The organism is Mesorhizobium sp. WSM4806 (assembly GCF_055811635.1).
In genome coordinates, this window is record NZ_JBVVQZ010000013.1 from 117,108 (window position 1) to 130,680 (window position 13,573).

Genomic DNA, 13,573 nt, shown 5'->3' on the forward strand with positions numbered 1-13,573 from the left:
GGGCCACCCTCCCCTCGAAGGGGAGGGATCAGGCGGCCGCCTTGAGCGACGCCTTTTGCGCGGCAAAGGCCCAGTCGAGCCACGGCAGCAGCGCTTCGAGGTCGGAAGTCTCGACGGTTGCGCCGCACCAGATGCGCAGGCCCGGCGGCGCATCGCGATAGGCGCCGATATCGTAGGCGACGCCTTCCTTGTCGAGCGCCGAGACGATGCCCTTGGCGAACGCCGCTTGTCCGTCGGCATCGAGCGCGGCGACGTCCGGGTCGGTGAAGGAAAGACAGACGGACGTGTTCGACCGCGTCGCCGGGTCGGTGGCCAGATGGCCAAGCCATGCGGATTTACCGACGAAACCGTCGATAATTGCGGCGTTGGCGTCGGCGCGGGCAATCAATGCGTCGAGACCGCCGATCGACTTCGCCCAACGCAGCGCGTCGAGATAATCCTCGACGCACAGCATCGACGGCGTGTTGATGGTTTCGCCCTTAAAAATGCCTTCGATGAGCTTGCCGCCCGAGGTGAGGCGAAAGATTTTCGGCAGCGGCCAGCCAGGCTTGTAGCTTTCCAGCCGCTCGACGGCGCGCGGGCTGAGGATCAGCATGCCATGCGCACCTTCGCCGCCCAGCACCTTCTGCCAGGAGAAGGTGACGACGTCGAGCTTGCCAAAATCGAGCTCTTGCGCAAAGGCCGCCGACGTGGCGTCGCAGATGGTCAGGCCCTTGCGGGCGGCCCGGATGAAATCGCCGTTCGGCACGCGCACGCCTGAGGTCGTGCCATTCCAGGTGAAGACCACGTCGCGGTCGAAGTCGATTTTTGTCAGATCCGGCAACGCACCGTAGCCGGCTTCGATCCTGCGCACGTCGGCGAGCTTCAGATGCTTGACCACATCGGTGACCCAGCCGGAACCGAAACTCTCCCAGGCGACCATGTCGACGCCGCGTTCGCCGAGCAGCGACCACAGCGCCATCTCGACCGCGCCGGTGTCCGACGCCGGCACGATGCCGATGCGATAATCCGCCGGAATTTGGAGAATTTCCCGCGTCAGCTCGATCGCCTGTTCGAGCTTGGTTTTGCCGATCTTGGCGCGGTGCGAGCGTCCGAGCGCGGCATTGGCCAGCGCCTCGACTGACCAGCCGGGGCGTTTTGCACAGGGACCTGAGGAAAAATTGGGATTTGCCGGGCGCAGTCCGGGCTTCGTATGGATCGTCATCGTGGTCTATCCTTCCAGATAGTGGCCCCTCGTTGGGGAGGGGTGGCCCACAGACGGCGATATGCGTTCAGGCTTCCGGCGTCAAGAGGAAAGTTTTTGTCGCTGACGGGATACTGGTCGCGTCCCACCGAAAAAGAGAACGACGGACCGAAATCCGCCGCTGGCATTCCCGAGGCTTTCGCCGTGCCTACCAGAGATCGTAGCGCAGCCCGACCTTGACCTGATGATTGCTGATCCCTTTGTCGATCGGATAGGAATCCAAATCCTGTGCGGTGGTATATTCGGCGTCGGGTGCGGAAAAATATTGATAGCCCAGATCGACTGAAAGGTTCTTGGACACCTGGTAGGCAAGGCCGGCGTTCAGCGTATAGGCGAAAGAGTAATGGGTCTCGTTGTCATCGCGGACGAAATCGTCGGCGGGGTTGGCGTTGTCTGTGAAGTAGTCCGCCGAGAGGCGCCGCCTGGTCTGGACAATACCGATACCGGCGCCGAGATAGGGTGTGATCCCGACATAGGTGCCAAGATCGACATAGCCGTTGAGCATGCCCGAGAACGCGTAGTTCTCCAGGTCCGCCGATGCCACGGTCGTTCCGTTGTCATAGCTGACGCTGATCTCGTTGCCGGGCAGATAGCCCAGATTGAGATCGGCGCGCAGATAATCGTTAAAATGGTAGCCGAAGCCGATGCTGGCGAAGATGTGATCCTCTTCTTCGTCGAAGTTCGCTGGCGCGAAGGCGAAGTCCTCATTGTCGAAGCTCTTCTGCACCAGATAGGAGACATCGCCGCGCAGATACCATCCCGAACCGACTTCGACCGGCACATAGTCCGGCGCCTGGTCGACATAGATCGGCGGATCGTAGTCGGCGCCAAGCGCCTGCGACAACGGCGTCAGGGCGATTGCTGCAAGCGCCAGTGCTATGCCCGATTTGACTGTCATGATCCCCGGCTCCCGAAGGTGGCGCCATTCGCGATCGCGAGCGCCGTTTCAGGGCATTGTTAACCATAGTGGTTAAGTGGCGGTTAAGGATAACAGGGCGTTAGCGAATTGATTTTGATGCGCGTTCCGCCACAACGAGAAAAACCGCCCGGCTTTTGCCGGGCGGTCCGCAAACCTGCTCTCGAAGCGATTACTTGGTGTAAACCGGTTCGGGTTCGTAGGCGATCGGCTCCGGCTGGGCGCAGTCCGAGTTGCCGAACTGGTAGCGCAGGCCGCCGCGCACTTCGTGCACATTGATGCCCTTGTCACGGCCGGGACCGACATTGCTGTCTGAAGCGTAGTCGAACATCTTGCCGCCCTCGATATGGCTGAAGCGGTAGCCGAGATCGAGCTTGACGCGATCGGTCAGGCAGTAGGAGGCGCCCGCCATGGCCGCATAGGCAAAGCGCCAGCCCTTGCCGCCATGATGCTCGAACTCGCCGTCGATGTCATTGTTGTGCAGCGTGTCCCATTTGACCCAGGCGCCGCCGATGCCGGCGCCGACATAAGGCGTGACGCCGTGCCAGGTGCCGATATCGACATAGGCATTGGCCAGGAGCAGCAGCGCCGTATAGGATGAGTGGTCGGTCGAAGTGCAGGGCGTCTGATTGATGCCGCAGAAGCCGCTGGTCGAGCCGCGGAAATCGGATTTGCTCATCCAGTCCGCGGTCAGGTCGGTACGGAAATGCCGGTTGATCTGGTAGCCGACGCCGGCGCCGGCCGAGAAGGCGCCATCCAGCTTGCCGCTGTCAAAGCTGCCAGTGCCTGGAACCGCCCCGTAGGTGATGTAGTCGCCGCCGCGGAACTTCGACCAGTGGTAGTCGATGTCGCCGCGAATGTACCAGCCGCCATATTCGACCGGCTGCTCGTAGACGGGCGGCGGAGGGGCCGGCTCGACCACGGGCGGCTCGACGAAGTCGGCGGCCAACACTGGTCCGGCCACGCCCGCGAGCAGCGCGGCAAAGAGGCCCATTCTTGCTGTATTGAACATGCTTGTCACCCCTGAGAACCCTCGGCACAGCGAACGCGTCCGAATCTGATTGGTTTCAGTCGTGGATAATGAATTGGAAAAGTTAAAAGCCGTTTAACCCTATCGCTTAACCATGAATCTCTAAATCTTTCAGGATTTTCGCGTTGTCTGCCAACGATTTGGCGTGCGGACACACGAAAAAAGCCCGCCAGAGGGCGGGCTTTTCACCTGGCAAAAACTGGGGGATCAGGCAGCGCTGCGGGTTTCCGAAATGACCTCGACGATGTCGTTGACGACGGCCTCGACCAGTTGCTGATCGTCGCCTTCCGCCATGACGCGGATGAGCGGTTCCGTGCCGGACGGCCGGATGACCAGGCGGCCAGCCTGGCCCAAACGATGGCGTCCATCTTCGATCGCCGCCTTGACCAGGGCTTCCTCGAGCGGCTTGCCGCCGGAAATATGAACGTTCTTCAGCAATTGCGGCACCGGCGCGAACTTCTTCGACAGTTCGCTGACCGGTCGGTTCTGCCGCTTGATGCAGGCGAGCACCTGGAGTGCCGAGACGAGGCCGTCGCCGGTGGTGGAAAAATCGGACAGCACGATGTGGCCCGACTGTTCGCCGCCGACATTCAGGCCGTGCGCACGCATGTGCTCGACGACATAGCGGTCGCCGACCTTGGTACGGTGCAACTGCAGGTTCATGTCGCCGAGGAAGCGTTCGAGGCCGAGATTGGACATCACCGTCGAGACGACGCCACCGCCGGCCAGCCGTCCGCTCTGATGCCAGGACTCGGCAATCAGCGCCATGATCTGGTCGCCATCGACGATCGCGCCATTCTCGTCGACGATGACGACGCGGTCGGCGTCGCCGTCGAGCGCGATGCCGATATCGGCGCGCACTTCGTGCACCTTCTTCTGCAGGCCGGCCGGATGGGTCGAGCCACACTCCTTGTTGATGTTGAAGCCGTTGGGCTCGACGTTGATGGCGACAACTTCGGCACCGAGTTCCCACAGCGCCTCGGGCGCCACCTTGTACGCAGCGCCGTTGGCGCAATCGACAACGATGCGGAGGCCCGACAGCGACATCGACCGCGGCAGCGTGCGCTTGGCAAATTCGATGTAGCGGTCATGAACGCCGTCGACGCGCTTGGCGCGGCCGAGCCCGTCCGAGTCGGCGAGCGCCAGTTCGATATCCTTGTCGAGCATGCCCTCGATGCGCTCCTCGATCTCATCGGAAAGCTTGTAGCCATCGGGACCGAACAGCTTGATGCCGTTGTCGTAGTAAGGATTGTGCGAGGCCGAGATCATCACGCCGATGTCGGCGCGCAATGAGCGCACCAGCATGGCGACCGCGGGCGTCGGAATCGGGCCGAGCAGGAACACATCCATGCCGGCGGCGCACAGGCCCGATACCATCGCATTCTCGATCATGTAGCCGGAAAGTCTGGTGTCCTTGCCGAGCACGACGCGGTGACGATGGTTGCCGCGCTGGAACGAAAGGCCGGCGGCCATGCCGACCCTCATGGCGACCTCCGCCGTCATTGGAAATCTGTTAGCGCGTCCGCGAATGCCGTCCGTTCCGAAATAACTTCCTGCCATGCTAGTCAGCTTCCCGATGGTTCATTGCCGGCACGTCATGCCACACATTGGCCCGAGCCCTATCATCACAATTCATGATTATAGGGCACCAATCCTTAGAAAACTGTTGTCTTGTGTGTTTTGTGTCACGTCAGTGCTTTGATTTTGCCTGCCCTGGTTGCAGCACAGCGTTCAGGAACTTCTGACCGCATCTGGATTGTTTCATGTGCGCGTCGATAGGCATTGAATTCGAAACCCGCGCGTCGTGTTGCTCTGGACCGGGCATTCAGGTCCGCCGCACTGGCCGACCCGATCGGCCCGCCATGTGAGGCAGTTCCTGATACTGGTCCGCCCTATACAAGTTTTCCGTGCAAATGCGCGCGGGCAAATCGCCCGGCGAACGGAGGCTGGCACCCATTTCATAAAAATAATGCACTTTCCGACAGCTTTCACGCCATTTAGCCTCTGGCGCAACCATTCGTTGAGTGTTATTGCTTGCTTGGGACATAACGTGAACATCCAGAGGGAGAAGACACATGCTCATCCATCGACTTGCCACTTTGACGGGTCTTGCCGTCGTGACTTTATTCCTGGCAGTACCCGCCAAAGCGCTGACCATGGCCGAATGCAGCACCAAGTATAACGCGGCAAAGGACGCGGGAACACTTGGCGGACAGAACTGGAACCAGTTCCGCAAGGCAGAATGCGGCACCGTTGCCGCCGCAACCGACGCCACGCCAGCCAAGCCGGACAGCACCAGCGCTGCAACTACCGATGCGGCCGCCGCAGCGACGACCAAGGCAGCGGCAACTGCCAATGCAGGCAACGGCCTCAGCAGGGCGGAGTGCGGCGCCAAATATCGGGCGGCCAAGACTGCCAACACGCTGAACGGCATGAAGTGGAACGACTTCCGCATGAGCCAGTGCGGTGCCAGCGGTTCCGACGACACCATACCGGCAGCCGATCAGGCAAGCCTCACCAGCCAGCCGGAAAAGCCGACCGTCACCGCTCCCCAGGGAGTGACGTTTCCGAAGGCGATCTCCACCAAGTATAGCAGCGAAACCCCGTCCAAGGCCCGCATGCACACTTGCCGCGACCAGTACCACGCCAACAAGGATGCCGGGACGCTGGGTGGCCTCAAGTGGATCCAGAACGGTGGCGGCTTCTACAGCCTGTGCAATGCCGCGCTGAAGAGCTGATCGACATTAACATTCGAATATAGCAAGGCTCGCGAAGGTTCGCGGGCCTTTTGCTGCTGGCGGTGGCAGGCAGGGCCAGGATATGCCGCATCTGCGCTGCAAGCGAGGCGCTGTCGGCGCCGCTGTCGATCTCCCCCCTTGCGGGGAGATCAGCCCTCATCACGGCATCCGCAAACCTTCAACGTCTATTTCCCATGTGGAGAAGTCCCCGGCACTTGGGTGAAGTGATTGAGTTTTTCAGGCCGCGATCGGCTGTCGGCACCTCCTGAACAAAAACGCCGCGTCCAAGCCGCGTCGTTTCCTGAGCCGGACCCTAGCTTGACGGCTGAGGCTCCATGCCGCCTTCGGGCTCCGGGCCCTTCTTGCGGCGGCTGCCGGACTTCGGCACGGCCGAGCCGCGGCTCGGCGGCGTGTCGTCGCCGAGATCGCGTGCCGGCTTGTGGCCGGCGATCAGCTGCTTGATCTCGTCGCCGGACAGCGTCTCATATTCCAAAAGCCCCTGCGCCAGCGCAATCCATTCCTTCTTCTTCTTGGTCAGGATGGATTTCGCCGTCGAATAGGCCTCGTCGATCAGCCGACGCACTTCGGCGTCGATGATCTGCGCCGTCTCTTCCGAGACGTTCTGCGTGCGCGCCACCGAATGGCCGAGGAACACTTCCTCCTGGTTGTCGCCATAGGCGACGTGGCCAAGCTTGTCGGAAAAACCCCAGCGTGTGACCATGGCGCGCGCCAGCTTGGTTGCCTGCTCGATGTCCGAGGAGGCACCCGAGGTGATGTTCTCCTTGCCGAACTTGAACTCCTCGGCGACGCGGCCACCCATCATGATGGCAAGGCGCGAGATCATGTATTTGTAGCTCATCGAATAGCGGTCGCCTTCCGGCAACTGCATGACCATGCCAAGCGCCCGGCCGCGCGGGATGATGGTCGCCTTGTGCAGCGGATCGGCCGACGGCACGTTCAGCGCCAGGATGGCGTGGCCGGCCTCGTGATAGGCGGTGAGTTCCTTCTCGGCCTGGGTCATCGCCGACGAGCGGCGCTCGGCGCCCATCATGATCTTGTCCTTGGCGTCCTCGAACTCGGCCATGGTGACAAGGCGCTTGTTGCGCCGCGCCGCCATCAGGGCGGATTCGTTGACGAGGTTCATCAGGTCGGCGCCGGAAAAGCCCGGCGTGCCGCGCGCGATCACCTTGAGGTCGACATTGGGGGCCAGCGGCACGTTGCGCACATGCACCTTCAGGATCTTCTCGCGGCCGACAATGTCGGGGTTCGGCACCACCACCTGGCGGTCGAAACGGCCGGGCCTGAGCAGCGCCGGATCGAGCACGTCCGGCCGGTTGGTGGCAGCGATCAGGATGATGCTTTCGTTGGATTCGAAGCCGTCCATTTCGACCAGCAACTGGTTCAGCGTCTGCTCGCGCTCGTCGTTGCCGCCGCCGAGGCCGGCGCCGCGATGGCGGCCGACCGCGTCGATTTCGTCGATGAAGATGATGCAGGGCGCATTCTTCTTGGCCTGGTCGAACATGTCGCGGACGCGGCTAGCGCCAACGCCGACGAACATCTCGACAAAGTCCGAGCCGGAAATGGTGAAGAACGGCACGTTGGCCTCACCGGCGACCGAACGGGCAAGCAGCGTCTTGCCGGTCCCGGGAGGGCCGACGAGCAGCACGCCGCGCGGAATCTTGCCGCCAAGCCGCTGGAACTTCTGCGGATCACGCAGGAATTCGACAATCTCTTCCAGATCCTGCTTGGCTTCGTCGACGCCGGCGACATCCTGGAAGGTGACGCGGCCATGCGCTTCAGTCAAAAGCTTGGCTTTGGACTTGCCGAAGCCCATGGCGCGGCCGGAGCCGGACTGCATCTGGCGCATGAAGAATATCCAGACGCCAAGGATTAGGATCATCGGCAGCCAGGAGATGAGATAGCTGAACAGCGAATTGGAACCGTCGGATTCGGGGCGCGCGTTGATGGTGACGTTCTTGTCCTGGAGTCTCGAAACCAGCGACGGATCACCCGGCGAATAGGTCTGGAAGCCGGTAGAGGTGTCGGTATAAGTGCCCGAGATGCGGGCGCCCGCGATGGTCACCGTCTTGACCCGGCCGGCCGCGACGTCCTGCAGGAACTGCGAATAGGGGACGTCACTCGCTGCTCCGCGCGTCTGCGGCGTCTGGAACAGATTGAAGAGAGCGATGAGCAGGACCGCTATGATCGCCCAGAGCGCGAGATTGCGATAATTCGGATTCATCAATTGTCCCGTTGGTGTCCGCCAGCGGACACGCGTCGTGAGAGGAAACTTGGGTCTAACATAGGGATGGCGCCCTTCATTGCCAAGCAGAACAGCATGTCGCGGTTAAGCTTTCGCCCATGATCAACCGGCAGTGTGGCCGCCGAAAGGCGGGGCAGGAAGTCGCGGCGCGCCGATCAGCGCGGCGACAGTTCCGGCCGGCGCCAGGTCGAAGGACGGCAGGAAGCGGGCAAAGGGCGCGACGACCGGGCATACCGCCATTCCCGCCAAGACCGGGCTGTCGCCTGGATGTTCGCTTGCGCGCCACAGCACCGGCTCGGCCGCCAGAGCCGCGCGGACAAGGCTCGGCGGCGTGCCATTTTCGGCAATTGCCTGTCTTGCGGCACGCGCCGCGCCGAGCGGCGCGATCAAAAATTCACCCGGTCTGTCCGCCAATGTGATCCTCCGGCGACCGTCCCAAAGGGCATTGTTCACGGCAGGCGCAGCGGGCGGCAGGTTGCGGGTTTCGCGACGCAGAAAAATGCCGGCACGCCGCGCATCGACCACCGTCCGCGACAATGTGGCGCAAAACGGGGTAGCGAAAAATGAGGTTGTGCCAGGTGGTCCGGGCCTCAGCCGGTTGAGCAGCGCCTCGCTGCGAGCCTGCTCGGGCAGAAACGCAATGCCGCCGACAGTCGCCAGCAGGACGCGCAGCGCGTAGACGGCCGCCGCCTCGTCGACGGCTGTCGCAAAGCCCGGATCGAGACGGATAAGGCCGGCTGCGGGCCTGCTGGCAAAGCCACGGATCAGCGCGGCGGCGCGATGGCCAAGCTGCTCGCGCTCCACCGCAGCCCGCGCGGCCAGCGCCAACGCGTCTTCCCGCGCACCATTGCGGTCGGCAAGCGCTGCGCGGATACGTGGCCTCTCGAAAGCCTCGTCTTCATTGGTCGGGTCTTCGGCCCAGCCGACATTCGCGCGCCGCAGGACTTCGCGCAGCGCAGCACGCCGTGTGCCGAGAAGCGGCCGTGCGATCCAGATCCGCCAGTCATAGAGGGTGGCCGGTGCCATGCCGGCCAGACCTCGCTCTGGCTCTCGCGCTCCCTCCTGGCGTGCTTGCCGCATCAGCACCGTCTCGGCCTGGTCGTCGGCCGTGTGGCCGGTCAGGATAAGGCCGATACCTTCCGCCTGCGCCGCCTCGGCCAGCAGCCGGTAGCGTGCCTCTCGCGCGGCAGCCGGCAGGCCGGTCGACGGCTTGCGTCCGGACCAGAGCAGGATGCGGTGGGCAATGCCGCGCCCGGCGCAAAACCTGGCCACGGCCTGTGCTTCCGCTGCCGAGCCCGGCCGCAGACCGTGATCGATGGTCACAGCCAGCAATTTCGTTGCCGGCGCGGTACGGTCGAGGTGATCTTTGAGGAGAAGGAGGAGGGCGGTCGAGTCGCTGCCGCCGGACACGGCCGCAACAGCGCCGCTGGTAAAGTCGATCTGCGAAAAAACCGAACGGTCAGGCTCGGTTTCGGGCGTCAATGCATATCGCCCAAAAGTGGCCCCGGATCTGGGGCAACAAGTCTTGGGGCAACGACGTGCAAGAGAAAAACTAACACGCCGCGAGCGCCCTTTCCTGCTTGACGCGTTCCTTGAGCGCGCCGGAAACGTTCGGATAGCGCTTGCCGATCTCGCCGAAAGTGGCGCAGGCCACGTCGCGCTGGTTCAATCCGACCAGCGACACACCGAGCTTCAGCAGCATGTCGGGAGCCTTCTTGGCCTTCGGATAGTCCTTGCTGGCGGCGAGGAAAGTCTCGGCCGCGTCGCGATACTTCTGCTGGCCGAGCAGCGACTCACCCAGCCAGTAATGCGCGTCCGCCGTCTTGGCGTCCTTGGGGAAGCGGGCGATGTGGTCGCGAAAACCCTGTTCGGCAGTGCCGTAGTCGCCCGACAGGATGAACTGATAGGAATTGCGGTAAAGCTCCTCCGGGTCGTCGGTGGCGGGCAGCGCCGCGACCACCGTATCGTCGGACTTGCCGGCCTGCGTGCCAGCGGCCTGGTCGCCGGAGACAGGGGCGGTGTTCTGCGCCGGTGCATGTGCCTGCGTCTTGCCGTCTGCGTCGATCACATTGCCGTTCTTGTCGACGGTGATGGTGCCGAACGTCTTCGGCGGCGTGCCCGGGATCACCGCGCCGGGTTCCCCTGTCGGTGATTCGACGATGACCTCGCCGCTCTGGCCGCCCGCGGGCGGTGTGCCCGCATCGGCCGGCGCATGCGTCGCCGGAGCCTCGGCGACGCTGCTGTCGGTGTTGGTGGTGGCGTCCGACTTCTTCTGCTCGCGTGGCTGCTGCGCGCCTTGTGAGCCGCCTTCCAGCTGCTGGAAACGGAACTCGTTATCTTCCTGCTGCTTGCGGATCTGCTCCTGCATCTGCAGCACCTGGAAGTTGAGCTCCTCGATCTTGCCGTTCATTTGCCGGAGTTGTTCCTCCAGCGCGGTAGTGCCGGTGCCATCCTGCGCAAATTGCACCTGATCCGGTTTCTTTTTTTCACCGAAAATGCCGAGCGTCGGCAGGCGGAAGGAAAAACCGCTTTTTTCTGTGCCTTGCTCATTGCCTACTGCCGGGGCAGCGACGCTTGATACGAGCAGCAACGCAAGCGTGCCGCTCAAGACCGATCTGAAATGCATGTGCCTCTCGCCGTGGATTGTTTGCCTGTTGCATGCCTTCCGATCGGAGTGGACCGTCAGGCGCCTCGGTTATTACCAAGGACGCAGGACTTCGGCCAAATTTTGTTTCAAGTCCCACATCCGGGCGCCGGACATGAAAAAGGCGGCCGCAGCCGCCTTTCACACGTAGGTGTTGCATTTCTGCCGATCGGAAAATTGCCGATCAGGAACCGGCGCCGCTGATCGTGGTGACGGCGCGGCGGTTCTGCGACCAGCAGGAGATGTCGTCGCAAACCGCGACCGGACGCTCCTTGCCGTAAGAAATGGTCTTCAGGCGCTGGCCGGAAACACCCCTGGCGACGAGGAAGTCGCGGGTGGCGGCGGCGCGGCGGGCGCCGAGCGCCAGATTGTATTCGCGCGTGCCGCGCTCGTCGGCATGGCCTTCAATGACGATGGCATACTGCCGATACTGGTTCAGCCATTGCGCCTGCCGCGAAAGCGTCGTCTGCGCGTCGGCGCGGATCGAGGACGAATCCGTGTCGAAGAAGATGCGGTCGCCGATGTTGACGGTAAAATCCTGGGCCGATCCGGGCGTTGCCGCCCCGGCGCCGCTGAGACCGAGATCGGCGGCGCTGTTCAGGTTCTTCTTCGAGGCGCAGCCGGCGATGGCGAGCAATGCCACCAGCGCGATCATCGCCGGGTTTCTGGTAAGTGCTGCGATACGGCCCATGCCGCCTCTCCTTCGCAATTCGAGTGATTTCGTTGATCGTCCAGTAACCACGTTTGGGTTAACCGGCGTTCAAGAAACACGGTTAAAATTTGGTTTCGGCTGCCGTCCACAGCCGTTTTGCCCAAGGGGAATCCGAGGAGGCAACAATGCGCGCGGACCGTAGGCAGAAATGCGGCTGAAACGCGACCAAGCCGTGGAAAAAGGGAATTGAGGAACTGAGGAATTGAGGAACTGAGGAATTGGGGAACTGAGGAACTGACGAACTGAGGAACTGAGGAAAGAGGTCACCTCAGCTTCTCTCTGAGATTGACCAGCATTCCGTAGATGCGGGGCATAGGATTGCAACCAGTCGTCGCGTTGCGCCTGGGTGATATACTCCAGATCGAACGCATACGAAATCCACGTCTCCACTTCACTGCATGACCCTATCGCCATCGAAATGAACCGTGCGAATTCGGGCTTGGAGCGGGTTTGTTTGGCAAAACCCTCAGCCAAATTGGCGCAGATCGCCTTGCTGGAACGACGTAGTTGATCGGCGAGCGCGTATTGCTCCATTTTCGGAAAAGCAAGCGTGGCTCTGTGTACCCCAAGGGAAACTGCATAGGCACGCTTATAGACTTCCAAATCCCTCGCGTGCTCGATGTAGGCCGCTGCCTTCTCCATCCTTCAGTTCTTCAACTCGTCAGTTCCTCAATTCCTCAATTCCCCTTCCAGCCTATTCCAGCAGCGGCGACCAGGCCGGGTCCGAAGCGAAATTCGAGGTCGGGATCGACTGTTCGTTGCGGCCGGTGAGATCGACCGAAACGAGTTTCGGGCCGCCGGCAGAATCGCGGAAGAACATCAGCACCCGGCCGTTGGGCGCCCAGGTCGGCCCCTCCTGCTGGAAGCCGGTTGAAAGGATGCGCTCGCCTGAACCGTCGACGCGCATGACGCCGATCTGGAACTCGCCGGCGGTCTGCTTGGTGAAGGCGATGAGATCGCCACGCGGTGACCACACCGGCGTCGAATAGACGCCGTCGCCGAAGGAGATGCGGGTCTGGCCAGAACCGTCGGCGCCCATCACATAGATCTGCGCGCGGCCGCCGCGGTCGGAGGTGAACACCACCTTGCTGCCATCCGGCGAATAGGACGGCGAGGTGTCGATGGCCGTCGAGTTGGTGAGCCTGGTCGTCGAGCGGCTTCTCAAATCCATGGCGAAGATGTTGGAATTGCCGTCGTCGCGCAGCAGGCTCATGATCACCTTCTGGCCGTCGGGCGAGAACCGCGGCGCAAAGGTCATGCCGGGAAAGTCGCCGACCAGTTCGCGCTGCCCGGTCTCGATCTGCAGCAGATAGACCTTCGGCTGGCCGCTTTCATAGGACATGTAAGTAATTTCCTGCCGGTTTGGCGAGAAACGCGGGGTCAGCACGATCGACCTGCCGTCCGACAGGTAGCGGATATTGGCGCCGTCCTGGTCCATGATGGCGAGGCGCTTCTTGCGCGCGTTCTTTGCGCCCGATTCGTCGATGAAGACGACGCGCGTGTCGAAATAGCCTTTCTCGCCGGTCAGCCGCTCATAGATGGCGTCGGCGATGATGTGGGCGACGCGCCTTGTGTTGGCGTCGTTGGCGAAGAACTGCTCGCCCGACATCTGCTGGCCGGCAAAGGTGTCCCACAACCGGTACTGGGCACGGACGCGGCCATCGGCCTCCTTGCTGACGCTGCCGGTGACCAGCGCCTGGGCATTGATCACCTTCCAGTCCTCGAAGCGAGGCGTGGCATCCGGGTTCGAGATCTTTTCGATGAAGGCGCTCTTGTCGATCGGCGCGAACAGGCCGGAGCGTTTCAGGTCTGCGCTGACGATGCCGGAAATCTCCGCGCCCAGCGCATCGCCGCCCTGGAAATCGGTGATGGCGATCGGCAGCGGCTCGACATTGCCTTTGTTGACGTTGAGCTCAACGAGCGCCCGCGCCGGCAAGGTGGCGGCGGCAGTCATGCCCAGCGCCATCGCTACGATCATCAGGAGCGGCTTGAGGATGGATTTCATGTCTTCTCGCTTCTCTTCAATG

General features: G+C 62.3%; 11 protein-coding genes. 1 reads left to right on the top strand and 10 read right to left on the bottom strand.

Annotation, left to right across the window (positions count from 1 at the left end; translation table 11 throughout):
• Positions 1 to 28: 28 nt before the first annotated feature.
• From AC0L2M_RS20420 to glmM, 4 genes are all read right to left on the bottom strand, one after another.
• Positions 29 to 1,204, bottom strand: a complete 1,176-nt coding sequence (locus AC0L2M_RS20420) for a phosphoserine transaminase (RefSeq protein WP_473535729.1) — start codon at positions 1,202 to 1,204, stop codon at positions 29 to 31.
• A gap of 187 nt (positions 1,205 to 1,391) precedes the next feature.
• On the bottom strand, positions 1,392 to 2,141 hold the full coding sequence (locus tag AC0L2M_RS20425) for an outer membrane protein (RefSeq protein ID WP_287075062.1): 750 nt from the start codon (positions 2,139 to 2,141) through the stop codon (positions 1,392 to 1,394).
• A gap of 190 nt (positions 2,142 to 2,331) precedes the next feature.
• Positions 2,332 to 3,171 carry an outer membrane protein gene (locus AC0L2M_RS20430; protein WP_023799976.1) on the bottom strand — a complete coding sequence of 280 codons (840 nt, stop codon included), beginning with the start codon at positions 3,169 to 3,171 and terminating at the stop codon, positions 2,332 to 2,334.
• A 225-nt stretch (positions 3,172 to 3,396) separates the two neighbouring features.
• Complete coding sequence (glmM, locus tag AC0L2M_RS20435; protein WP_236368978.1) at positions 3,397 to 4,749, bottom strand: phosphoglucosamine mutase; 1,353 nt, start codon at positions 4,747 to 4,749, stop codon at positions 3,397 to 3,399.
• 515 nt (positions 4,750 to 5,264) lie between these two features.
• Between glmM and AC0L2M_RS20440 the strand changes: the two genes are divergently transcribed.
• Positions 5,265 to 5,927, top strand: coding sequence for a hypothetical protein (locus AC0L2M_RS20440; RefSeq protein WP_473535730.1), 663 nt, complete (start codon positions 5,265 to 5,267; stop codon positions 5,925 to 5,927).
• A 313-nt stretch (positions 5,928 to 6,240) separates the two neighbouring features.
• Here AC0L2M_RS20440 and ftsH read toward each other — a convergent pair whose 3' ends face one another.
• From ftsH to tolB, 6 genes are all read right to left on the bottom strand, one after another.
• On the bottom strand, positions 6,241 to 8,169 hold the full coding sequence (gene ftsH / locus AC0L2M_RS20445) for an ATP-dependent zinc metalloprotease FtsH (protein WP_023799979.1): 1,929 nt from the start codon (positions 8,167 to 8,169) through the stop codon (positions 6,241 to 6,243).
• 123 nt (positions 8,170 to 8,292) lie between these two features.
• Positions 8,293 to 9,672, bottom strand: coding sequence for a tRNA lysidine(34) synthetase TilS (gene tilS / locus AC0L2M_RS20450; RefSeq protein WP_473535731.1), 1,380 nt, complete (start codon positions 9,670 to 9,672; stop codon positions 8,293 to 8,295).
• Positions 9,673 to 9,742: 70 nt separating this feature from the next.
• A complete protein-coding gene (ybgF, locus tag AC0L2M_RS20455) occupies positions 9,743 to 10,816 on the bottom strand; it encodes a tol-pal system protein YbgF (RefSeq protein ID WP_287341882.1) in 1,074 nt (357 codons plus the stop codon).
• 202 nt (positions 10,817 to 11,018) lie between these two features.
• Positions 11,019 to 11,525: a peptidoglycan-associated lipoprotein Pal gene (gene pal, locus AC0L2M_RS20460; RefSeq protein WP_128177544.1), complete on the bottom strand. Its 507-nt coding sequence runs from the start codon at positions 11,523 to 11,525 to the stop codon at positions 11,019 to 11,021.
• A 69-nt stretch (positions 11,526 to 11,594) separates the two neighbouring features.
• The gene (locus AC0L2M_RS20465) at positions 11,595 to 12,188 is read right to left on the bottom strand and encodes a four helix bundle protein (RefSeq protein WP_473535732.1); all 594 of its coding nucleotides are present in this window, start codon (positions 12,186 to 12,188) and stop codon (positions 11,595 to 11,597) included.
• 52 nt (positions 12,189 to 12,240) lie between these two features.
• On the bottom strand, positions 12,241 to 13,524 hold the full coding sequence (gene tolB / locus AC0L2M_RS20470) for a Tol-Pal system beta propeller repeat protein TolB (RefSeq protein ID WP_245268562.1): 1,284 nt from the start codon (positions 13,522 to 13,524) through the stop codon (positions 12,241 to 12,243).
• Between the last annotated feature and the right edge of the window lie 49 nt (positions 13,525 to 13,573).